This is a genomic window from Caulobacter sp. RHG1 (genome assembly GCF_013181195.1).
Lineage (GTDB): Bacteria > Pseudomonadota > Alphaproteobacteria > Caulobacterales > Caulobacteraceae > Caulobacter.
In genome coordinates, this window is sequence record NZ_SMZP01000007.1 from 154,857 (window position 1) to 176,101 (window position 21,245).

Consider the following 21,245-nt stretch of genomic DNA (forward strand, 5'->3'; position numbering starts at 1 on the left):
TACGCCTGTCGACAGACAGGCCTTCTACATGATTCAGGCCACGAGCTGGGCGACCGTGCACATCATCCAGACGAAGCTGGCGACCGACACAAGGGCCAAAGACTCACGCGCGATACGGATCATCGGAACCTCCACAGATTTCTTGTTTTGTTCCATATTCCGCTTTTGTTCTGTTCACAAGATGTTCCGCGACGTTCCACCGCATTTTCTTTCCGCGAGTCATTCGCTTGGCGCCCTCTGGCCAAGCCTGGCGGATCGGTTCAGATCGTCTCCATGCGCTTGATCATCGATACTGACACTGCTGGCGACGACGTCTTCTCGCTGATGCTGGCTCTCACCCGACCCGGCGTCACGGTGGAGGCCATTACCATCGCCCACGGCAATGTCGGCTTCGTCCAACACGCCGAGAACGCGCTGGTCACGCTGGATCGCTGCGGCAAGGGCGACCAGGTTCCGGTCTATCTCGGCGCTCAAGCGCCGTTCAGCCGCGCGCCACTGGATGCGGCCTATGTGTTCGGCCACGACGGCATGAGCGACAGCGCCTTCGCCAAGGCCGCTCAGCGCCCCGCCGACGGCCACGCGGTCGACGAACTGGTGCGGCGGATCATGGATGCGCCCGGCGAAATCACCCTGATCGCTCAAGCGCCTCTGACCAACATCGCCCTCGCCTACCTGCGCGAACCACGCATCGCCAAGGCCCTGAAGCACCTGTGGGTGATGGGCGGCACGGACAATGGGGTCGGCAACGTCACCCCGGCGGCCGAGTATAATTTCTATGTCGATCCCGAAGCGGCCAAGATCGTCGTCAACGCCGGTTTCAACCTATCGATCGCCACCTGGACGCTGACGCTCAAGGACGGCCTCTGGAGCGGCGCGCAGTTGGCCGAACTGGAAGCGCTGGGCACAGACAAGGCGCGCTTCTTCACCGATGTGAACCGCGCCTCTCTGGCCTTCGCTCGCGAGACTGAAGGCCTGGACGGCAGCTTGCACCCCGACGCCCTCACCTGCGCCATCGCCCTGGACGAGAGCCTGATCCTCGAGGCCGAGGACTGCGTCGTGGACGTCGAGACCATGGGTGAGCTGACACGTGGATATTTGTCGGTGTCGCACTCGATCCTGCCTGATATCGAGATCGCAGATCCAGCGCTGAAACGTCGACTACCCAACGCAAGAGTCGTCAAGAAGATCGACCAGGCTGGGTTCTTCGCCGCGATGAAGACTGCGCTGCTTTAACCTATTTTCAGCGGTCCCGCCCCAGAGTTCGTCTCATGGGGAGAACCAAAACCACGGCCTTGAGCCTGGGACTGATCTTGGCGAGCGCCGGCGGCGCGCACGCCCAGGCCGACCTGTTCTCCCGCCAGACCTTCTCCGGCCTGATCGACCTTCGTCTGGCCGCCGCCGACGGCGAGCCTTCGTGGGTTGACGGCCGCCTGGGCAAGGCGCGGTTCGGCAAGGGCCGTCAGGGCCTACGCCTCGGCGAAGCCGCCCTGGTCTGGAACCCGCGCCTTTCCGACACCCTGTCGGCCGTGGTCGTGGCCGAAAGCCAGGACGGCCAACGGCATCTGGTCGATCTGGGCGAAGGCTATCTGGCCTATCGCTCGCGGCCGGGCTCGGCCTTGCGGCTATCGGCCCGGGCCGGCGTATTCTATCCGCCGATCTCGCTGGAGCACGATGGCCTCGACTGGTCTGTGCCGGACACCATCACGCCCTCGGCGGTCAACACCTGGGTGGCCGAGGAGGCCAAGGTCCTGGGGCTGGAGGCCACGGTGCGGCGCACGATCGGCGGTCAGACCTTCAGCCTGACGGCTGGCGCCTTCACCAACGGCGACACGTCGGGCACGGAGCTGACCTTCCGCGGCTGGGCGCTGCACGACATCAAGTCGCCGGTATTTGGCCGCTTCCCGCTGGCGCCGCTCAGCAACTACATGGTTCGCAAGCAGGCCCCGTCGACGACGCCGCTGGCCGAGATCGACGGCCATGTCGGCTATTACGGTCGGCTGGAATGGCGCCCCTCGTCGACGCTGGCCTTCGACCTGTTCGGCTATGACAACGCCGGCGACCGGACCAGCGTCGACGCCAATCGCGAGTGGTCGTGGGAGACCCGGTTCTGGAACCTGGGAATGCGGCTGGACCTGCCGGTCGCCGCCATCAAGGCCCAGGTCATGACCGGCGAGACCCTGATGGGCTATTCGAACGCCAACGGGATCTGGGCGGACATGGGCTTCGAGGCCGCCTACGTCTCGGCCAGCAAAACACTGGGGCCGGGTTCGGCGACCGTGCGCTACGATCGCTTCTCCACGACCGGCCGGACCAACAAGGCGCTGGACAACAACGCTGAACACGGCCGGTCAGGCATGGCCGCCTATCGCTGGGACGTGCGGCCGGACAGTCAAATCGTCTTCGAGGCTTTGCACATCGACAGCTTCCGCCGCGATCGCGCGCGGCTGGGCCTGGCGCCCCAGCAGCGTCAGACCGTACTGCAGGCCGCGTTTCGCCGGCAGTTCTACTAGCTAGAAGGTCTGCGCTTCCAAGTGCCCGTCCTTCAGGGCCAGGACGCGATCCATGTAGCGGGCCAGTTCCATGTTGTGTGTGGCGATCACGGCCGCGACGCCCTGCTCACGGCAGATCTGATACAGCGCCTGGAACACCGCCGAGGAGGTCGCCGGGTCGAGGTTGCCAGTCGGCTCGTCGGCCAGCAGCAGCTTGGGACGATTGGCCAAAGCGCGGGCGATGGCCACGCGCTGTTGCTCGCCACCCGACATCTGGGCCGGCTGGTGGTCGAGGCGGTGACCCAGGCCCAGACCTTCCAGCAGTTCCTTGGCGCGCGCCTCGGCCTCCTTGCGGCTTTTGCCGGAGATGGTCAGCGGCATGGCCACGTTCTCGAGCGCCGAGAACTCGGGCAGCAAATGGTGGAACTGGTAGACGAAGCCGACCGTGCCCAGACGGATGCGGGTGCGTATGCGCTCGGACAGCTTCGAGCAGTCGCGGCCCTCCAGGGCCACGAGCCCGGCGTCCGGGTGCTCCAGGAGGCCCGCCGAATGCAGCAGCGACGACTTGCCCGAACCCGAAGGGCCGATCAGGCCGACGACTTCGCCCGGATAGACATCGATATCGACGCCGCGCAGCACCGGCAGCGGGCCTGCTTCGGTCTTGTAGACGCGCTCGACCCCACGCAGGGCCAGGATCGGTGAGGACTGTATCGGATCACTCATAACGAAGCGCCTCCACCGGATCGAGGCGCGAGGCGCGCCAAGCGGGCGGCAGGGTCGCCAGGATGCTCATCAGCGCGGAGGCCGTGACGATGCCGCCAACCTCCGTCCAGTCGATCTTCGCCGGGATATGCGAGAGCATGTAGACGTCGGCGCTGAACACGGCGGTGCCGGTGGCCCACTCCACGAAATTCTGGATCGGGGTGATGTAGGTGCAGAACAGCGCGCCCAGCGCTAGGCCGCACAAAGTGCCGGCGACGCCGATCGAGGCGCCGGCCATCAGGAAGATGCGCAGGATGGCCCCCTGCCCGGCGCCCATGGTGCGCAGGATGGCGATGTCCTTGCCCTTGTTCTTCACCAGCATGACCAGGCTGGAAATGATGTTCAGGGTGGCGATGGCGACGATGCAGAACAGGATCAGCCGCATCACCTTTCGCTCCACCTGGAGCGCCGTGAAGTAGCTGTGGTTCTTGTCCATCCAGTCGCTGACCAGCGAACCTGGGCCAGCGGCGATCTCGACCGCGCGCTTCAGCTCCTTGGCCTTATCGGGATCGTCCAGCTTGATCTCGACATAGTCGATGGAGGTGTCGCGGCCGAAGAACAGCTGAGCCTGTTCCAGCGGCATGTAGACGAAGGCCTCGTCGAACTGGCTCATGCCGACGCTGAAGACGCCGCCGACGATATAGTTCTTTTCCTGGGTCGAGCTGCCGAACGCCGTCGACGGGCCCGAAGGGGAAATCAGGGTGATGGCGTCGCCGACCTGCACGCCCACGCTCTGGGCCATGCGCTCGCCGATCAGCACGATGTCGCCGCCGTACTCGCCCTGACCGAAGCCGTCGATCGTGCCCTTCTTGATGTTCCCGGCGATCAGCGACATGTGCCGAAGATCGGAGGTGGAGACGCCTCGCACGATGGCGCCCGTCACCTGTGTCGGACCCAGCACCATGGCCTGAGCCTCGACCATCGGCGCGGCCTGGATGACGCCGGGCGCGGCCCGGATGCGACGGATTATGCCGTCACGGTCCGGGCCATTGATGAGTGGCGACTGGGCATAGAGGTGACCGTTGAAGCCGAGGATCCGGCCCAGCAGCTCGGCTCGGAAGCCGTTCATCACGCTCATCACGGTGATCAGGGCGAAGACCGCCAGCGTCACCGCGCAGAACGAGATGATCGAGATCAGCGCCACGCCGCCGTTCTTGCGCTTGGCGAACAGGTACCGGCGAGCGACGGAGCGCTCCCAGCGACTGAAGGGACCGGCGGCGCGGGTGTCTGGCATCAGGCGTTCTTGCTCTTGGTCAGGCCGTCGAGAACCGACTCCAGCGAGGCGGTGTGGCGTTCGCCGGTCTTGCGGTTCTTGATCTCGACCACGCCCTCGGCGATGCCCTTGGGGCCGACGATCAGCTGCCAGGGCAGACCAATCAGGTCCATGGTGGCGAACTTGGCGCCGCCACGAGCATCGGTGTCGTCGTACAGCACGTCCTTGCCGGCGGCGTTGAGCGCGGCATAGGCCGTCTCGCAGGCCGCGTCGCAAGCCGCATCGCCCTGACGCATGTTGACGATGCCGACCTGGAACGGCGCGACGCTTTCCGGCCAGATGATGCCACCCTCGTCGTGGCTGGCCTCGATGATCGCACCCAGCAGGCGCGAGACGCCGACGCCGTAGCTGCCCATCTGGACCGGCGTCTGCTGACCGTCCGGCCCCTGAACCGTGGCCTTCATCGGCTCGGAATATTTCGTGCCGAACGAGAAGATGTGGCCGACCTCGATGCCGCGCGCCGACAGACGGTCGCCTTCCGGCAGCGCGTTGAAGGCGGCTTCGTCGTGCATTTCCTCGGTCGCGGCGTAAAGCGCCGTGCGCTGGTTCACCAGCGGCTGCAGGTCGCCGTTGATCCAATCCAGATCCGGGCCCGGGGCCGGCATCTCGACCAGATCCTTGTGGCAGAAGACGGCGCTTTCGCCCGTCTCGGCCAGGACGATGAACTCGTGGCTCAGGTCACCGCCGATCGGACCGGTGTCCGCGCGCATCGGCACGGCCTTCAGGCCCATCCGCGCGAACAGGTTCAGATAGGCCACGAACATGCGGTTGTAGGACTTGCGCGCGCCCTCGGCGTCGAGGTCGAAGCTGTAGGCGTCCTTCATCAGGAACTCACGCCCGCGCATCACGCCAAAGCGCGGACGGCGCTCGTCGCGGAACTTCCACTGGATGTTGTAGAGGTTCTTGGGCAGGTCCTTGTAGCTCTTGACCGAGGCGCGGAAGATGTCGGTGACGACCTCTTCGGCCGTGGGGCCGAACAGCAGCTCGCGCTTGTGGCGGTCGGTGATGCGCAGCATCTCGTCGCCGTAGTCGTCGTAACGGCCGCTCTCACGCCACAGCTCGGCCAGCTGAATGGTCGGCATCAGCAGTTCGATGGCGCCGGCGCGGTCCATTTCCTCACGGACGATCTGCTCGATCTTGTTGAGCACGCGCAGACCCAGTGGCAGCCAGGCATAGATGCCCGCGGCTTCCTGACGGATCATGCCGGCGCGAAGCATCAGCTGATGCGAAACGATCTGGGCGTCGGACGGTGCTTCCTTCAGCACCGGCAGGAAATAGCGCGACATGCGCATGCGCGTGAAAACTCCGGGAATTCAAGGAGGCCTGAGATAGCCTCTCGTCCGACAGCTTGGCAACGCGCGAGGCTAAACTAAGGCTCCACCGTAGAAAAAAGAGAGGCCGCGCGGATCGCCGCGCGGCCTTGTCAGTCATCGTCGGGGAAGACGCCACAGAGCGAGACCGGCAAGGCCGATCTCCTGAAGTCACCTTACCCATCGAACGAATGTTGGGGCACGGTCATGCGACGGCAGCGCTAACATCGGACCATTTCGCCCAAGACTTGGGCGAAAGCAGGCAAATCGCCCACGCCGCGCCCAAGGCTTGTGCAGTTGCACGTCAGGCGGCAGCCGGGAGGTCGGGCAGACGGATCAAGTGGAAGTGCATGACGAGGAACAGCACCACGAACACCGCCGCCGACACCCAGGTCGTGGTGATGAACTTGCGCTTCAGGTTCGGATTCATCGGCACGCCGGGATCCACACCCGTCGGCGGCGTGACGCCGGCGTCGTAGTAGCTGCGCGTCCCCAGCGGCAGGACGGCGAACAGCACCGTCCACCAGATGGTCATGTAGATGGCGAACCAGGTGATGGGGCTCATATCAGTGAGCTTCCTTTGGAGTCTCCATGAGCTCGACCAGCAGGCCGCCCATGTCCTTGGGGTGTACGAAGATGATCATCGTGCCGTGGGCGCCGATGCGGGGCTCGCCCAGCACGGTCGCGCCCTTGGCCACCAGATCGTCACGCGCTTCGTAGATGTTCTCGACCTCGAAGCAAATGTGGTGCTGGCCGCCTTTCGGGTTCTTGGCCAGAAAGCCGTGGATCGGCGAGGTCTCGCCATAGGGCTCGATCAGCTCGATCTGGCTGTTGGGCAGATTGACGAAGCAGACCCAGACGCCCTGCTCCGGCATCGCCCACTTCTCGGTCACCGAGGTGGCGCCCAGCAGGTCGCGGTACATCTTCAGCGACTCGTCGATGGATGGCGTAGCGACGCCGACGTGATTGAGCTTGCCGATCATTTCCTACCCCTTCTTGTTTTCTAGCCGCCGAACGTACCCAGCGGATCCGGGAAAGCCGAGGGCAGCTGCGCCAGCTTGCTGATCGGCATGTAGAAGCTGCAGCCCTTGCAGGGCTCGGGCACGCCGCAGCCTTGCCAGTCCCACAGGTGACGCACCTTCTCCGAGTTCAGCAGTTCGGCCAAGCTGGCGTCGCGGATGTCCCCCAGCATCAGGGCCGTCTTGCCGTCGAAATCGGCGCAGCCGCAGAACGACACCTTGCCGCTCGACAGCACCTGCAGGCTGATCAAGGGCAGCGCGCATTGTTCGGTGTTCTGCTGCGGCGGCATCCACTCGGCGTCCAGCGGCAGCGGCTTGGAGGTGTCGAACACCGTCCAGTTGGCGTAGGTGCTTGTACCTGGGAGCGACAGCCTGGCCGCGTCGACGCCGGCGCGCTGGGCCACCTGCGCCAGCCAGCCGTCGATCTCTTCGGAGGTGCGGGCGCGCAGGTGGCGGGCGCCCAGGCCGACCTTGTCGACGCCGAAGATCCGGATCAGCCGGCCCAGCGACTCCATGAACTGGTCGTACTGATCCTTGCGGGTCATCAGCGCGAACTCTTCGGCGTCCAGGCCGTAGACCGACACCGTCACCCGATCGAAATAGCCGGCCAGTTCGGCCAATTCCTCGTCGGAATAGAGATAGGCCATGGTGGCGTTGGTGATCGCCGAGACGCGGGTGATCGCCGGGGTGGCGCGCAGCAGCTTCAGGCGCTCCAGGAGCTGCTTGTCCAGCAGCATCTCGCCAACCATTGGGGTCAGGGTGATCGGGCCGCCGCCCAGCGCTGCGTAGTCGGACACGATTTTGGCGAAGATCGCCATGTCCATGCCCTGCTTCTTGCGGGTCTGGATCGAGTACGGGCAGATCACGCAGTCGTTGTTGCAGATGTTGACCGTCTCGATGCTCAACGCCAGCGGCCGGAAACGCCCGCGGTGCGTGAAGTACGAGATGTTCTCCGGCGTGTAGATGGCCGGAAACTTGGCGATCGGATGGCTTCCGAGCTTCTGGCGATACTCCGGCGAGCCGACGATCTCGGCCTTGATGTCGTCGATCGTCGCGCCGTTGGCCATCCAAGCCACGCAGGCGGCCAGGGAGTCGGGGTCAGGCTCGCGCTTCAGCAGCTCGCGATAGAGATGCTGGACGATCTGGGCCGCGTAGCCGTTCCCGTCCGCCGCAGCGGCGGTTGAGGCCGCCTCTGGCTTCTGGGAACGGCGGAAGATCACAGGCGCAGAACCGTCGTCTCGACGACCGGCTTGCGTTCCCAGATGCGGAACGCGGCCTTCTTCACCGCGCGAGAGATGGCGCTCTCAATATTCTCGTCCATTTCGCGCGCGTCGCCCTGCAGCTTCTTGTAGGCGGTCTCGGCTTCTTCAGCGAGATCGTCCAGGGCGTCGTCCAGCGTGTACTCGTCGTCGCCGGTCATGCCGATGCCGCGGACCTGCGGGCCAGAGACGATGCGGTTACGGCCATCGAGCACGATCGACACGGCCAGCATGCCGTTAAACGCCGCGTGACGCCGCTCGCGCAGGGCCTCGCCGTTCTCGGGCGTCATGACGCCGCCGTCGACGTACAGACGCCCGGCCGGCACCTCGTCGATGATCTCCGGATGGCCCGGCGCCAGGCGCACCATGTCGCCGTTGCGCGGGCTGACAGCGTGCGGGACCTGCAGGTCCTTGGCGAAGGCGGCGTGCTCGATCAGGTGGCGACGCTCGCCGTGGGTAGGGACCGCGATCTGCGGACGCACCCAAGCATACATCTGGCGCAGCTCTTCACGGCACGGGTGACCCGAGACGTGGATGCCGGGGGTGTCGCGCTCGGTGTGCAGGCGCACGCCGCGGTCGGCCAGCTTGTTCTGCAGATTGCGGATCGGGATCTCGTTACCCGGGATGACCCGCGAGCTGAAGATCACGTGGTCGCCCTGCCCCAGCTTGACGTGCGGATGGCTGCCGTCGGCGATGCGCGACAAGGCCGCACGGGCCTCACCCTGGCTGCCGGTGCAGAGGAACAGGACCTCGTTCTCCGGCAGGTGCTTGGCCTGGTCGTCGTTGATGAAGGCCTCAAGCCCCTGCAGCAGACCGACCGAACGGGCGGCTGCGGCCATGCGATGCATCGAGCGGCCGGCCAGGCAGACCTTGCGGCCGCACGCTTGAGCCGCGCGGATCACGGTGTCCATGCGCGCCACGTTCGAGGCGAAGCAGGCCACGGCGATCTTGCCCGACAGGCTCTGGATCAGGTTGCCCAGCGCCTTGCGCACATCGGCCTCGGAGCCGGCCTCGCCTTCCTGGAAGACGTTGGTGCTGTCGCAGACCATGGCCAACACGCCCTCGTCGCCGAGGCGGCGGATGGCGGCTTCGTCGGTCGGCGCGCCCAGCTGGGGCTCGGGATCGATCTTCCAGTCGCCGGTGTGCAGGATCGTGCCCAGCGGCGTCTTGATCGCCAGGCCGTTCGGCTCGGGGATCGAGTGCGTCAGGGTGATCAGCTCCAGCTCGAACGGGCCGAGCGAGAACTTGCCGCCCAGAGGCACTTCGGTGATCGGCACGTCGTCCAGGATACCGGCGTCGCGCAGCTTCTCGCGCAGCAGGAAGGCGGTGAACGGCGTGGCGTAGACCGGCGCCTTCAGGCGCGGCCACAGCCAGTGCACGGCGCCGAGGTGATCCTCGTGGGCGTGGGTCAGGACGATGCCGACGATGTCCTTGGCATAGGGCTCGATGTACGACGGATCGGGCAGGATGATCTCGACGCCGGGCGTCGTCTGGTCGCCGAAGGTCACGCCGAGGTCGACGACGATCCACTTACGATCATGCGCCGGGCCGAAGCCATACAGATTGAAGTTCATGCCGATCTCGTTCGACCCGCCCAGCGGCAGGAAGACGAGCTCGTCGCTCTTGGATTTTTTCATCAGGTCTCAGAAATGGTGTTTCGACGATAGATTTCGAGAAGACCCCGTATCGTCAGGTCGGAGTCGAAGTGGTCGATGCTGTCGGTGGCGCCCTCGAACAGGGAGGCGACGCCGCCGGTGGCGATTACGGTCATGGGCTCGCCGCGCTCAGCCTTGATGCGCGAGACGAGACCCTCGATCAGGGAGATATACCCCCAGAAGACGCCCGATTGCATGGCCGACACGGTGTCGGTGCCCACGATCCTGTTACCGGCCGGACGCTGAATGGCGATCCGGGGCAGCTTGGCCGCCGCCTCGTGCAGGGCCTGCATGGAAAGATTGATGCCGGGCGCGATGATGCCGCCCTCGAAGCCGCCGTCCGGCGCCACGATGTCGAAGGTCGTGGCCGTGCCGCTGTCGATGACGATCAGCGGGCCGGGATAGACCATGTTGGCGCCGATGGCGTTGACCAGCCGGTCGGCGCCGGCCTCGGACGGCTTCTGGATCCTGACCTCGACGCCCAGCTTGGCGTTCTCGCCGATCACCAGAGGCTCGACGTTGAAATAGCGGCGGGACAGGTTCCGCAGGTTGAAGATCGACTGCGGCACGACGCTGGAGATGATCACAGCGTCGATGGCCCGGAACCCCAGGCCCTGCATCGACAGCAGCTGCGACAGCCACACCACGTACTCGTCGGCGGTGCGGGTGCTCTCGGTCGCCGAGCGCCACTGCGCCACCCAGGACACGCCATCATGGATGGCGAACATGGTGTTGGTGTTACCCTGCTCGATGGCCAGCAGCATTACGCGACTCCGAAGAAGACGTCGCCAGCGGTAATCCGGCGAACGCGGCCGTCGTCAAGCCTCAGTCTCAGCGCGCCGTCATTATCCAGCCCTTCGGCGATGCCCTCGACGGTCTCGTTGCCAAGACGGGCAGTGCAGGCTTCGCCCAAGCCGTGGGCGCGCGCCGTCCAGGCGTTGGCGATGGCGGGAAAGCCCAGAGCGGTCCAGGTGCGATACCAACGCTCGAACGCGCCGGCCAGAGCCTCGACGGCCTCGGTCGGATGCGGCGGCGGAACTTCTCGATAGGTGGCGATCGAGGTCGCCGGTCGCTCGCTGTCGATCGGCTTGCGGGCCAGGTTCACGCCGATGCCGACGGCCAGCCACAGACCGCCCTGGGGCGAGGCGCCCGACTCGATCAGGATGCCGCTGACCTTCAGTCCGCCCAGCAGCGGATCATTGGGCCATTTCAGGCTGACCAGCGACGCCGGCACGTAATTGGCCAGCATATCGGCTACGGCCAAGGCGGCGACGAACGAGACCTGCGCGGCCTCGGCCGGCGGCTTGTCGGTGCGGAGGAGCAAGGTGGCGGCGAGGTTGCCCTCGCCCGTCTCCCAGGCGCGACCGCGACGGCCGCGCCCTGAAGTCTGGCGCAGGCCGAGCAGCCAAACCGGCCCGGCCTCGCCCGCCTCGGCCCGGCGACGGGCTTCGGCGTTGGTGGAGTCGATCTCGTCGAGGACGACGACGGGCGGGACGCCCGTCACGTCACGCGTGACCAAAGGCGGCCGCAGCGGCCTTGGCGGCCGGATCCAGCCAGACCAGGGCCACGAGAACGACCGGGAACGAGAACAGCGCAGCCGCGAAGCCGACGGCGCGGGCCGAGGGCGACGGCGCATCGACCGAACCGACCGGCGCGTCGAACCACATCGCCTTGATCAGGCGCAGGTAATAGAACGCGGCGACGACCGAGCCGACCAGACCGAGGACGGCGGCCCACTGCAGCATCACGTCACCCGTGCCGAGCGCGGCCTTGAAGACGTAGTACTTCGACCAGAAGCCCGAGAACGGCGGCAGACCCAGGGCCGACAGCGAGAACGCGGTCATGGCCAGGGCGATGCCGGGACGTTCCTTGATCAGGCCGGCCATGTCCTCGATGGTTTCCATCGGACGGCCGTCGCGGTTCAGCGCCTGCAGGCAGGCGAAGAAGCCGGTGACGTCGACCATGTACAGCACCATGAAGACCAGCATCGATTGCAGGCCGACCTCGCCGCCGGCCGCGACGCCCAGCAGGGCGTAGCCGACATTGGCGATCGAGGAATAGGCCCACAGGCGCTTGAGGTTGATCTGGGCCAGGCCGGCGAAGGCGCCGACGAAGACCGACAGCAGGGCGGCGATGACCAGGACCTGGCGCCATTGCTCGACCGAGGCCGGGAAGGCGTCGCCCAGCACGCGGGCGAACATCATCATGGCGGCCAGCTTCGGCGCGGCGGCGAAGAAGCCGACGACCGGGGTCGGGGCGCCTTCGTAGACGTCCGGGGTCCACATGTGGAACGGCGCGGCCGAGACCTTGAACGCCAGGCCGCAGATCAGGAACACCAGGCCAAACAGCAGGCCCGTGCCGTGCGTACCGCCGTGGGCGGCGGCCAGGGCGATCTGGTCGAAGCGGGTCGAGCCGGTGAAGCCGTAGATCAGCGACGAACCGTACAGCAGCAGGCCCGACGACAGCGCGCCCAGCACGAAGTACTTCAGGCCGGCTTCCGAGGCCTTGGCGTCGTCACGGCGGAAGGCCGCCAGGACGTACAGGGCCAGCGACTGCAGTTCGACGCCGACATAGAGGCTGATCAGGTCGCCGGCCGAGGCGGTGACGCCCATGCCCAGGGCGGCCAGGATCACCAGGACGGCGTATTCGAACTTCTGGTCGTCGCGCTGGGCCAGCCAGCGGTCGCCCAGCACGATGGCGATGGCGCTCGACAGATAGATGGCGACCTTGGCGTAGGTCGCTGCGGCGTCGGCCGCATAGACGCCGTTGAAGGCCGAACCGTGCGGACCCAGCACCGCCGTGGCGGCCGCCGCGATCAGCGCGGCGACGGCGGCCAGGGTGAAGATGCCCCCGACCTTGCCCCGGAAGGCGCCGGCGACCAGCAGGACGAGCGCCGCGATCGCCAGGACGATCTCAGGCAGGACGAGCGTGAAGTTGGCGGAAAAGGTCATAGGCTCCTCACCCGCCCACGGCGGCGCGCCAGGCGCCGACGAGGCCGTCGACGGACGTCGCGGTCAGGTTGAACACGAGATTGGGATAGATGCCCAGCACCAGGGTCATGATGATGAGCGGCACGAACAGCGTGATCTCGCGAGCGTCCAGATCCTTGATGGTCTTCAGCTCGGGATTGGTGATCTCGCCGTACATAACCCGGCGGTACAGGGTCAGGGCGTACATGGCCGACAGGATGACGCCCGAGGCCGACACGATCGCCGTCCAGGTCGAGGCCTGGTAGACGCCGGTCATCGTCAGGATTTCACCGACGAAGCCCGAGGTGCCCGGCAGGCCGACATTGCCCATCGTGAACAGCAGGAACACGAAGGCGTAGTGCGGCATGCGGTTGGTCAGGCCGCCGTAGAAGGCGATCTCGCGGGTGTGCATGCGGTCGTAGACGACGCCGACGCAGAGGAAGAGCGCGCCGGAGATCACCCCGTGGCTCAGCATCTGGAACAGAGCGCCCTGCTCGCCTGCCGCATTGCCCGAGAAGATGCCCATGGTCACGAAGCCCATGTGGGCCACCGACGAATAGGCGATCAGCTTCTTGATGTCGGTCTGACGGAAGGCCACCAGCGAGGTGTAGACGATGGCGATGGCCGACATCGCGAACACCAGGGGCTGGAACAGCTCCGAGGCGTTGGGGAACATCGGCAGGCTGAAGCGCATGAAGCCGTAGCCGCCCATCTTCAGCAGCACGCCGGCCAGGATGACCGAACCGGCCGTCGGGGCCTCGACGTGAGCGTCGGGCAGCCAGGTGTGCACCGGCCACATCGGCATCTTCACCGCGAACGAGGCGAAGAAGGCCAGCCACAGCCAGGTCTGCAGCCACGGGGCGAACTTGAACGTCATCAGCACCGGGATCGACGAGGTGCCGGCGATGCTGATCATCGCCAGGATGGCGGCCAGCATCAGCACCGAGCCGAGCAGCGTGTAGAGGAAGAACTTGTAGGCCGCGTAGATCCGGCGCTTGCCGCCCCAGATCCCGATGATCAGGAACATCGGGACCAGGCCGAACTCGAAGAACAGGTAGAACAGCACCAGGTCCAGCGCCGCGAACACGCCGATCACCAGGGTCTCCAGGACCAGGAAGGCGATCAGGTACTCGACGACCCGCTTCTCGACCGACTTCCAGCTGGCCACGATGCAGATCGGCAGCAGGAAGGCGGTCAGCAGGACGAACAGCACCGAGATGCCGTCGACGCCCATACGGTAGTGGATGCCCGCGAACCAGGCGAAGTCTTCCACGAACTGGAAGCCCGGGTTCTTCGGATCGAACTGGAGGGTCAGGACGAGCGACAGAACGAACGTGACCAGGGTCGCGACGAGCGCGATCCATTTGGCCAGGGTGTCGGTCTTTGCGCTCTCGCCCTTGAAGGCGCGCGCGGCGAGGATCACCGCGACGCCGACGATGGGCGCGAAGGTCGTAAGGCTGAGAAGGCCGCTCATTAGCTCCGTCCCCCTCAACGGAAGGCGTACAGGGCGAAGGTCAGCAGGCCGGCGACGCCGAGCAGCATGACAAACGCGTAGTGATAGACGTAGCCGGTCTGCAGCTTACCGGTGCGCTTGCCGACCTCGTAAGAGACCGCGCTGACGCCATCCGGGCCGAGGCCGTCGATGATCTTCTGGTCGCCGCCCTTCCAGAACAGGTCGCCGAGGAACTTGGCGAACCGCACGAAGGTGGCCGCGTAGAGTTCGTCGAAGAACCACTTGTTGTAGAAGAAGACGTAGAGCGGACCCTTGCGCTCGGCCAGTTTCAGGCCCAGGCGCTCGTTGCCCTTGATCAGGTAGACATAGACCGCGATCAGCAGGCCCAGCAGCGAGGCGATCAGCGGGCTCCACTTCACCCAATTCGCAACCTCGTGCGCTTCATGCAGCACGTGGTTGGTCGGGGCGGTGTAGATCGCACCGCGCCAGAACTCTTCCTGGTGGTGGCCGACGAAGTAGCCGGTGAACACGAAGCCGGCGGCGACCGCGCCGATCGACAGCACGACCAGCGGGAACAGCATCACCCACGGGCTTTCATGCGGCTTGTGATCGTGGCCGTGGCCGTGATCGTCATGGGCCGCGTGGTCGTCATGAGCGTGCGCGTCGGCGGCATGAGCGTCGTGACCATGAGCATCATGGGCGTGAGCGTCATGGCCGTGGTCGTCGTGACCCCAGCGCGCCGTGCCGTTGAAGGTGAAGAAGGCCAGGCGCCACGAGTAGAACGAGGTCAGGCCCGCCACCAACACGCCGATCACCCAGGCGAACATCGCCAGCGAATTGTGACCGCCCGCCGCGAACGCGGCTTCGATGATGGTGTCCTTCGAGTAGAAGCCGGCGAAGCCCAGGTGCAGCGGCGGGAAGCCGAGGCCCGTGATGGCGATCGTGCCGATCGTCATGGCGATGAAGGTCACCGGCAGCAGCTTGGCCAGGGCGCCGTAGCGACGCATGTCCTGCTCATGGTGCATGCCGTGGATCACCGAACCGGCGCCCAGGAACAGCAGCGCCTTGAAGAAGGCGTGCGTGAACAGGTGGAACATGGCCGCCTGGTAGGCGCCGACGCCGGCCGCGAAGAACATGTAGCCCAGCTGCGAACAGGTCGAGTAGGCGATGACGCGCTTGATGTCGTTCTGGGTCAGGCCGACGGTCGCAGCGAACAGGGCCGTGATCGCGCCGATGACCGTGACGATGTTCTTGGCGACGGGCGCGTATTCGAACATCGGCGACAGCAGGCACAGCATGTAGACGCCGGCGGTGACCATGGTCGCCGCGTGGATCAGCGCCGACACAGGGGTCGGGCCTTCCATGGCGTCCGGCAGCCAGGTGTGCAGGAAGAACTGCGCCGACTTGCCCATCGCGCCGATGAACAGCAGGAAGCAGGCGATGTCGATCAGCGGCCAGGTGTGGCCGGCGAACTCCCAGGTGCGGCTCGCGCCGGCCTGGATCATCGGGAACAGCTCGGCGAACTGGATGGTGCCGAAGGCCCAGTAGACGGTCATGATGCCGAGGGCGAAACCGAAGTCGCCGACCCGGTTGACGACGAAGGCCTTGATGGCCGCGGCGCTGGCCGAGGGCTTCTTGAACCAGAAGCCGATCAGCAGGTACGAGGCCAGGCCCACGCCTTCCCAGCCGAAGAACAGCTGCATGAAGTCGGCGGCGGTGACCAGCGACAGCATGGCGAAGGTGAACAGCGACAGATACGCGAAGAAGCGCGGCTTGCTGTCGTCCTCGGCCATGTAGCCCCAGGAATAGATGTGCACGAGGGCCGAGACCGTCGTGACCACGATCAGCATGGTGGCCGACAGGGCGTCGATGCGGATCGACCAGTTGGCGACGAAGTCGCCGACGTGGATGAACGGCAGCAGGTGGACCGTAAAGGCCTCCATGTGCCCCCAGGTCCACTGGCTGAACGTGTACCACGACAGGCCGCAGGCCAGGATCAGCGCGCCGGTGGTGACCGACTGCGAGGCCACGTTGCCGATACGACGGCCGAACAGGCCGGCGATGATTGCGGCGATGACCGGCGCGAATACGAGGATGGTTACAAGCGTCTGCATGACGTCGCTTAGCCCTTCATCATGCTGGCGTCGTCAACCGCGATGTCGCCACGGTTGCGGAAGAAGGTGACGAGGATCGCCAGACCCACGGCCGCCTCGGCGGCGGCGACGGTCAGGACGAACATGGCGAAGATCTGGCCCGCCACGTCGTGCAGGAAGGCCGAGAACGCCACCAGATTGATGTTCACCGCCAGCAGGATCAGCTCGATCGACATCAGGATGACGATGATGTTCTTGCGGTTCACGAAGATGCCGAAGACGCCGATCGTGAAGAGGATCGCGGCGACGACGAGATAGTGCGGAAGGCCGATCATTCGGAGATCCCCTCACCCGGCTTGATCTGAACCAGCTCCATGCCGGTCTTGGGCGTGCGGGCGACCTGAGCGCCGATGTCCTGGCGCTTGACGCCCGGCTTGTGGCGCAGGGTCAGGACGATGGCGCCGATCATGGCGACCAGCAGCACCAAGCCCGCCAGTTGGAAGAAGAAGACGTAGTCGGTGTAGAGCACGCGACCGATCGCTTCGGTGTTGGGGACGCCGCCCGGCGAGGCGTTCGGCAGCGGGTTCTTCGAGGCCGCGCCGTTGTTGGCCACCGTGGCGGCGACGAACACCATCTCCAGCGTCAGAATGCCCCCGACCAGACCGCCGATCGGCAGGTACTGGGCGAAGCCCTGGCGGAGCTCGGCGAAGTCGACGTCCAGCATCATGACGACGAACAGGAACAGCACCGCCACCGCACCGACGTAGACGACGATCAGCAGCATCGCCAGGAACTCCGCGCCCAACAGGACGAAGAGGCCGGCGGCCGAGAAGAAGGCGGTGATCAGGAAGAGCACCGAGTGCACGGGATTGCGCGCCGACACGACGAGAAGACCCGCCGCGATGGTCACGAATGCCAGCAGATAGAAAGCGATCGCCTGCAAGGCCATTGGCCCAGGTGCTCCCCTGAAAACTTAAGTCCAATGACGAAAAACCGAGTGGTCAATCGCCGCCTAGGATTCGTCCGACCGTTTAGCGGTAGGGCGCGTCCAACTCCAGATTCTTCGCGATCAGGCGCTCCCAACGGTCGCCGTTATCGAGAAGGCGTTCCTTGTCGTAGTAGAGCTCTTCGCGGGTCTCGGTCGCGAACTCGATGTTCGGACCTTCGACGATGGCGTCGACCGGACAGGCCTCCTGGCACAGACCGCAGTAGATGCACTTGACCATGTCGATGTCGTAGCGGGTCGTGCGGCGGCTGCCGTCCTCGCGCGGTTCGGCTTCGATGGTGATGGCCTGGGCCGGGCAGATGGCTTCGCACAGCTTGCAGGCGATGCAGCGCTCTTCGCCCGACGGATAGCGGCGCAGCGCGTGTTCGCCCCGGAAGCGCGGCGACTGCGGGCCGCGCTCGTTCGGGTAGATCACCGTCTTCTTCGGCGCGATCAGGTACTTCATGGCAAGGCCAAAAGCCCCCGCGAAGTCCAGAAGGGCCGCGCCCTTGGCCGCTTGAGTGATGCGCTGGAACACCAGAGCTCTCCTAAAACTTTAAACGAGGGAGGAGGCGACGCCCCTTCCCTGCTCTCTATTCGACTGCCTCAGGTCCCCGGGCGGGGAATGACGCAGGTGTAGTTCGACAGCTGGGCGGGATCTCCCCCGTCCTGCTTGGCCCGGATCGCCCCGCCTTCGGACTGGCACTTCTCGCCAGCGCGTCGCAGGTCGTCATAGGCCACCACCCCTTCGCCCAGAGAGTATGAGCGGACCGGCGCCGGACCTGTCGTTGCACAGGCACAAAGCGCCAGGCCCGTCAGGCCCAGGGTTATGAGGGCGGGAAGGCGCATCAGGCCGCCGGACCGAACACGCGCCAGGCGGCGACCGCGGCCACCAGCACCAGCGAGGTCGGCAGGAACACCTTCCAACCCAGGCGCATCAGCTGGTCGTAGCGGTAGCGAGGCACGATGGCCTTCGCCATGGCGAACATGAAGAACCAGAAGCAGATCTTGGCGTAGAACACCAAGGCCAGCATGAAGTTGACCAGGAACGGCGGCCAGTTGGCGGCGAAGTCGATCGGGAAACCGGGGTTCCAGCCGCCGAAGAACAGCACGCTGATCATGGCGCACATCAGGACGATGTTCGAATACTCGGCGACCATGAACAGCAGGTACGGCGTCGAGCTGTACTCGACCTGGTAACCCGCCACGAGTTCGGATTCGGCTTCCGGAAGGTCGAACGGCGGGCGGTTCGTTTCGGCCAGGGCCGAGATGTAGAACATGCCCATCGAGACGATCATCACCGGCAGCAGCACGATGTTGTGCAGGCCGCCGCCGAAGACGTTCCAGTTCCAGATCCAGCCCGACTGCTTCTCGACGATGGTCGAGAGGTTCATCGAACCGGCCAGCAGGATCACCGTGATGATGATCAGGCCGATGGAGACTTCATACGACACCATCTGCGCCGCCGAACGCAGCGCGCCCAGGAACGGATACTTCGAGTTCGAAGCCCAACCGCCCATGATGATGCCGTAGACGCCCAGCGAGCTCATCGCCAGCAGATAGAGAATGCCGACGTTGAGGTTCGACACGACCCAGCCCGGTGCGAAGGGCACGACGGCCCAACCCACGAAGCCCAGGATCAGACTGACCAGCGGCGCCAGCAGGAAGATCGCCTTGTCGGCGCCGGCCGGAATGACGATTTCCTTCAGCACGAACTTGAAGAAGTCGGCGAAGGACTGCAGCAGACCGAAAGGACCCACGACGTTGGGGCCTTTGCGCATCTGGACGCCGGCCCAGATCTTGCGGTCGGCCAGCAGCAGGAAGGCCAGGCTGAGCAGAACCCAGATCACGACCAGCAGAATGCCGCCGGTCGTCAGGCCAAACCAGAGAAGCGGAGAAGTCGAGCCCACGGTCTACTCCGCAGCGATCTTGGCGGCGCCGGAAGCCACGGCCGCGCATTCGGCCATGGTCACGCTGGCGCGCGCGACAGGATTGGTCAGGTGGAAGGCCTTGATGGCGCTTTCGAACGGCGCGTCCGAAACCTCGCCAGCAACGCCCAGGGCGTCGATATCGAACGAGGTTGCGACCGAGCCCGGCGCGAAGTCGATCTGGCCGAAGGTCGGGTGGTCGGCGAACAGCTTGGCCCGCAGTTGGTCCAGGCTGTCGTAAGGCAGCTTGTGGCCCAGCACTTCCGACAGCGCCCGCAGGATCGACCAGTCTTCCTTGGCCTCGCCCTTCGGGAACACGGCCCGCTTGCCCATTTGCACGCGACCTTCGAGGTTCACGTACAGACCGTTCTTCTCGGTGTAGGCGGCTCCCGGCAGGATCACGTCGGCCTTGTGCGCGCCGGCGTCGCCGTGCGTGCCCAGATAAATCTTGAAGGCGCCGGTGGCCGCCGTTTCGCACTCGTCGGCGCCCAGCAGGAACAGCACGTCCAGCGCGCCCGGCTTCAGCATGTCGGCCGTTGCCAGACCGCCCTCGGCCGGGACGAAGCCCATGTCGAGGCCGGCGACGCGCGCGGCGGCGGTGTGCAGGACGTTCCAGCCGTTCCAGCCGTCACGGACGACCTTGATGGTCTTGCCCAGGCCGGCCGCGGCCTTGAGGATCGCCGCGCCATCGGCGCGGGCCAGAGCGCCCTGGCCGATGATGATGGCGGGACGCTCGGCGGCCTTCAGGGCGGCGACGAAGTCGCTCTTGCTCTTGGCCAGGCCCGACAGGGTCTGGGCGCCAGCGCCGAGATAGTCGTAGTCGAACGTCAGGTCGGCCTTTTCGCCGATGACGCCGAAGCGGGTCTTGCCGGCGATCCACTGCTTGCGGAAGCGGGCGTTCAGGACCGGCGCCTCGAGGCGCGGATTGGCGCCGACAAACAGGACGACGTCAGCGTTCTCGATGCCGGCGATCGTCGAGTTGAACAGCCAGCCCTCGCGCGGGCCTTGGCCCAGGGCCGCGCCGTCCTGGCGGCTGTCCAGGTTCTTCACGCCCAGGGCGGTGAAGAGGTCCTTGGTCGCCTTCAGGCTTTCGGCGTCCTGCAGGTCGCCGGCGATGACGCCGATGCGCTCAGGCGCAGTCGTCTTGATCTTGGCGGCGACGGCGGCGAAGGCTTCCGACCACGTGGCGGGCGCCAAACGACCGGCGGCGTCGCGGACGTATGGACGGTCCAGGCGCTGACGACCCAGGCCGTCGACGGCGTAGCGCGTCTTGTCCGAGATCCACTCTTCGTTGACGTCGTCGTTGTTGCGCGGCAGCACGCGCAGCACGGCCGAGCCGCGGGCGTCAACGCGGATCCACGAACCCAGGGCGTCCATGACGTCGACGCTCTCGGTCTTCTTCAGTTCCCACGGACGGGCTTCGAAGGCGTAGGGCTTGGAGGTCAGGGCGCCGACCGGGCACAGGTCGATGACGTTCGCGCTGAGCTCCGACGTCACCGCAGCGCCCAGATAGGTCGTGATTTCAACGTCTTCGCCGCGCGAGATCAGGCCGATTTCCGGCGAGCCGGCGACTTCGGTGATGAAGCGGACGCAGCGCGTGCACTGAATGCAGCGCGTCATCACGGTCTTGATGAGCGGGCCCATGGCCTTCTCTTCGACCGCGCGCTTGTTCTCTTCGTAGCGGCTGTCGTCGCGGCCGTAGCCGACGGCCTGGTCCTGAAGGTCGCACTCGCCGCCTTGGTCGCAGATCGGGCAATCCAGCGGGTGGTTGATGAGCAAGAACTCCATCACCCCTTCGCGGGCCTTCTTGACCATCGGAGTCTTGGTGAAGATCTCCTGGCCCTCGGCAGCCGGCAGGGCGCAAGACGCCTGCGGCTTCGGCGGGCCGGGCTTAACCTCGACCAGGCACATGCGGCAGTTGCCGGCGATGGACAGGCGTTCGTGGTAGCAGAAGCGCGGGATCTCTTCCCCAGCCAGTTCCGCGACCTGCAGAACCGTCATGCCGGGTTCGAACTCGACCTCGACGCCGTTGACCTTGGCGATAGCCATT

Annotated in this window: 21 protein-coding genes; 2 read left to right on the forward strand and 19 right to left on the reverse strand. The window is 65.6% G+C overall.

What is annotated here, in order from left to right; all coding sequences use genetic code 11:
• Positions 1-33: 33 nt before the first annotated feature.
• On the reverse strand, positions 34-123 hold the full coding sequence (sidA, locus tag E1H18_RS19155; protein ID WP_156136740.1) for a cell division inhibitor SidA: 90 nt from the start codon (positions 121-123) through the stop codon (positions 34-36).
• 150 nt (positions 124-273) lie between these two features.
• Between sidA and E1H18_RS19160 the strand changes: the two genes are divergently transcribed.
• Both E1H18_RS19160 and E1H18_RS19165 read left to right on the forward strand, forming a co-directional pair.
• Positions 274-1,233, forward strand: a complete 960-nt coding sequence (locus E1H18_RS19160) for a nucleoside hydrolase (RefSeq protein ID WP_172271447.1) — start codon at positions 274-276, stop codon at positions 1,231-1,233.
• A gap of 35 nt (positions 1,234-1,268) precedes the next feature.
• Positions 1,269-2,510 (forward strand): hypothetical protein, encoded by a 1,242-nt coding sequence (locus E1H18_RS19165; protein ID WP_172271448.1) that lies wholly within the window; start codon positions 1,269-1,271, stop codon positions 2,508-2,510.
• Here the strand turns inward: E1H18_RS19165 and E1H18_RS19170 are convergent, their stop codons facing one another.
• The 18 genes from E1H18_RS19170 to nuoG form a co-directional block, all read right to left on the reverse strand.
• A complete protein-coding gene (locus E1H18_RS19170; RefSeq protein WP_172271450.1) occupies positions 2,511-3,212 on the reverse strand; it encodes an ABC transporter ATP-binding protein in 702 nt (233 codons plus the stop codon). It lies immediately after the preceding gene.
• Positions 3,205-4,485, reverse strand: coding sequence for a lipoprotein-releasing ABC transporter permease subunit (locus E1H18_RS19175; protein WP_172271452.1), 1,281 nt, complete (start codon positions 4,483-4,485; stop codon positions 3,205-3,207). The genes E1H18_RS19170 and E1H18_RS19175 overlap by 8 nt, the downstream gene beginning before the upstream one ends.
• Positions 4,485-5,816 (reverse strand): proline--tRNA ligase, encoded by a 1,332-nt coding sequence (gene proS / locus E1H18_RS19180; protein WP_172271454.1) that lies wholly within the window; start codon positions 5,814-5,816, stop codon positions 4,485-4,487. The genes E1H18_RS19175 and proS overlap by 1 nt, the downstream gene beginning before the upstream one ends.
• A gap of 322 nt (positions 5,817-6,138) precedes the next feature.
• Positions 6,139-6,399 (reverse strand): DUF1467 family protein, encoded by a 261-nt coding sequence (locus tag E1H18_RS19185; protein WP_172271456.1) that lies wholly within the window; start codon positions 6,397-6,399, stop codon positions 6,139-6,141.
• Between the two features lies 1 nt (position 6,400).
• Positions 6,401-6,817: a methylmalonyl-CoA epimerase gene (gene mce / locus E1H18_RS19190; protein WP_172271457.1), complete on the reverse strand. Its 417-nt coding sequence runs from the start codon at positions 6,815-6,817 to the stop codon at positions 6,401-6,403.
• Between the two features lie 20 nt (positions 6,818-6,837).
• Entirely contained in the window at positions 6,838-8,073 is a 1,236-nt protein-coding gene (locus E1H18_RS19195) for a radical SAM protein (protein ID WP_172271459.1), read from the reverse strand.
• Positions 8,070-9,749, reverse strand: a complete 1,680-nt coding sequence (locus E1H18_RS19200) for a ribonuclease J (RefSeq protein ID WP_172271461.1) — start codon at positions 9,747-9,749, stop codon at positions 8,070-8,072. The genes E1H18_RS19195 and E1H18_RS19200 overlap by 4 nt, the downstream gene beginning before the upstream one ends.
• Positions 9,749-10,531, reverse strand: a complete 783-nt coding sequence (locus tag E1H18_RS19205; protein WP_172271462.1) for a type III pantothenate kinase — start codon at positions 10,529-10,531, stop codon at positions 9,749-9,751. Before E1H18_RS19205 ends, E1H18_RS19200 begins: the two co-directional genes overlap by 1 nt.
• The gene (locus E1H18_RS19210; RefSeq protein ID WP_172271464.1) at positions 10,531-11,286 is read right to left on the reverse strand and encodes a biotin--[acetyl-CoA-carboxylase] ligase; all 756 of its coding nucleotides are present in this window, start codon (positions 11,284-11,286) and stop codon (positions 10,531-10,533) included. Before E1H18_RS19210 ends, E1H18_RS19205 begins: the two co-directional genes overlap by 1 nt.
• Positions 11,273-12,718 carry an NADH-quinone oxidoreductase subunit NuoN gene (gene nuoN, locus E1H18_RS19215; protein ID WP_172271466.1) on the reverse strand — a complete coding sequence of 482 codons (1,446 nt, stop codon included), beginning with the start codon at positions 12,716-12,718 and terminating at the stop codon, positions 11,273-11,275. Before nuoN ends, E1H18_RS19210 begins: the two co-directional genes overlap by 14 nt.
• Positions 12,719-12,725: 7 nt before the next feature.
• Complete coding sequence (locus E1H18_RS19220) at positions 12,726-14,228, reverse strand: NADH-quinone oxidoreductase subunit M (RefSeq protein ID WP_172271467.1); 1,503 nt, start codon at positions 14,226-14,228, stop codon at positions 12,726-12,728.
• Positions 14,225-16,303 carry an NADH-quinone oxidoreductase subunit L gene (gene nuoL / locus E1H18_RS19225; RefSeq protein ID WP_172271468.1) on the reverse strand — a complete coding sequence of 693 codons (2,079 nt, stop codon included), beginning with the start codon at positions 16,301-16,303 and terminating at the stop codon, positions 14,225-14,227. Before nuoL ends, E1H18_RS19220 begins: the two co-directional genes overlap by 4 nt.
• Before the next feature lie 8 nt (positions 16,304-16,311).
• Positions 16,312-16,617, reverse strand: a complete 306-nt coding sequence (gene nuoK / locus E1H18_RS19230; RefSeq protein WP_172271469.1) for an NADH-quinone oxidoreductase subunit NuoK — start codon at positions 16,615-16,617, stop codon at positions 16,312-16,314.
• Complete coding sequence (locus tag E1H18_RS19235) at positions 16,614-17,231, reverse strand: NADH-quinone oxidoreductase subunit J (RefSeq protein ID WP_172271470.1); 618 nt, start codon at positions 17,229-17,231, stop codon at positions 16,614-16,616. The genes nuoK and E1H18_RS19235 overlap by 4 nt, the downstream gene beginning before the upstream one ends.
• A gap of 82 nt (positions 17,232-17,313) precedes the next feature.
• Positions 17,314-17,805: an NADH-quinone oxidoreductase subunit NuoI gene (gene nuoI, locus E1H18_RS19240; RefSeq protein WP_172271471.1), complete on the reverse strand. Its 492-nt coding sequence runs from the start codon at positions 17,803-17,805 to the stop codon at positions 17,314-17,316.
• A 68-nt stretch (positions 17,806-17,873) separates the two neighbouring features.
• On the reverse strand, positions 17,874-18,116 hold the full coding sequence (locus tag E1H18_RS19245) for a hypothetical protein (RefSeq protein WP_172271472.1): 243 nt from the start codon (positions 18,114-18,116) through the stop codon (positions 17,874-17,876).
• Positions 18,116-19,177: an NADH-quinone oxidoreductase subunit NuoH gene (gene nuoH, locus E1H18_RS19250; protein WP_172271473.1), complete on the reverse strand. Its 1,062-nt coding sequence runs from the start codon at positions 19,175-19,177 to the stop codon at positions 18,116-18,118. Before nuoH ends, E1H18_RS19245 begins: the two co-directional genes overlap by 1 nt.
• Positions 19,178-19,180: 3 nt before the next feature.
• The gene (nuoG, locus tag E1H18_RS19255; RefSeq protein WP_172271474.1) at positions 19,181-21,244 is read right to left on the reverse strand and encodes an NADH-quinone oxidoreductase subunit NuoG; all 2,064 of its coding nucleotides are present in this window, start codon (positions 21,242-21,244) and stop codon (positions 19,181-19,183) included.
• Between the last annotated feature and the right edge of the window lies 1 nt (position 21,245).

Bases quoted from the DNA above. Each gene is read 5' to 3' on its own strand.
- E1H18_RS19175 (WP_172271452.1), bottom strand. From the start codon at position 4,485: ATGCCAGACACCCGCGCCGCCGGTCCCTTCAGTCGCTGGGAGCGCTCC.
- proS (WP_172271454.1), bottom strand. From the start codon at position 5,816: ATGCGCATGTCGCGCTATTTCCTGCCGGTGCTGAAGGAAGCACCGTCC.
- nuoG (WP_172271474.1), bottom strand. From the start codon at position 21,244: ATGGCTATCGCCAAGGTCAACGGCGTCGAGGTCGAGTTCGAACCCGGC.
- E1H18_RS19200 (WP_172271461.1), bottom strand. From the start codon at position 9,749: ATGAAAAAATCCAAGAGCGACGAGCTCGTCTTCCTGCCGCTGGGCGGG.
- E1H18_RS19245 (WP_172271472.1), bottom strand. From the start codon at position 18,116: ATGCGCCTTCCCGCCCTCATAACCCTGGGCCTGACGGGCCTGGCGCTT.
- E1H18_RS19235 (WP_172271470.1), bottom strand. From the start codon at position 17,231: ATGGCCTTGCAGGCGATCGCTTTCTATCTGCTGGCATTCGTGACCATC.
- E1H18_RS19165 (WP_172271448.1), top strand. From the start codon at position 1,269: ATGGGGAGAACCAAAACCACGGCCTTGAGCCTGGGACTGATCTTGGCG.
- nuoL (WP_172271468.1), bottom strand. From the start codon at position 16,303: ATGCAGACGCTTGTAACCATCCTCGTATTCGCGCCGGTCATCGCCGCA.
- nuoK (WP_172271469.1), bottom strand. From the start codon at position 16,617: ATGATCGGCCTTCCGCACTATCTCGTCGTCGCCGCGATCCTCTTCACG.
- sidA (WP_156136740.1), bottom strand. From the start codon at position 123: ATGATCCGTATCGCGCGTGAGTCTTTGGCCCTTGTGTCGGTCGCCAGC.
- E1H18_RS19160 (WP_172271447.1), top strand. From the start codon at position 274: ATGCGCTTGATCATCGATACTGACACTGCTGGCGACGACGTCTTCTCG.
- mce (WP_172271457.1), bottom strand. From the start codon at position 6,817: ATGATCGGCAAGCTCAATCACGTCGGCGTCGCTACGCCATCCATCGAC.
- E1H18_RS19185 (WP_172271456.1), bottom strand. From the start codon at position 6,399: ATGAGCCCCATCACCTGGTTCGCCATCTACATGACCATCTGGTGGACG.
- E1H18_RS19205 (WP_172271462.1), bottom strand. From the start codon at position 10,531: ATGCTGCTGGCCATCGAGCAGGGTAACACCAACACCATGTTCGCCATC.
- E1H18_RS19170 (WP_172271450.1), bottom strand. From the start codon at position 3,212: ATGAGTGATCCGATACAGTCCTCACCGATCCTGGCCCTGCGTGGGGTC.
- nuoN (WP_172271466.1), bottom strand. From the start codon at position 12,718: ATGACCTTTTCCGCCAACTTCACGCTCGTCCTGCCTGAGATCGTCCTG.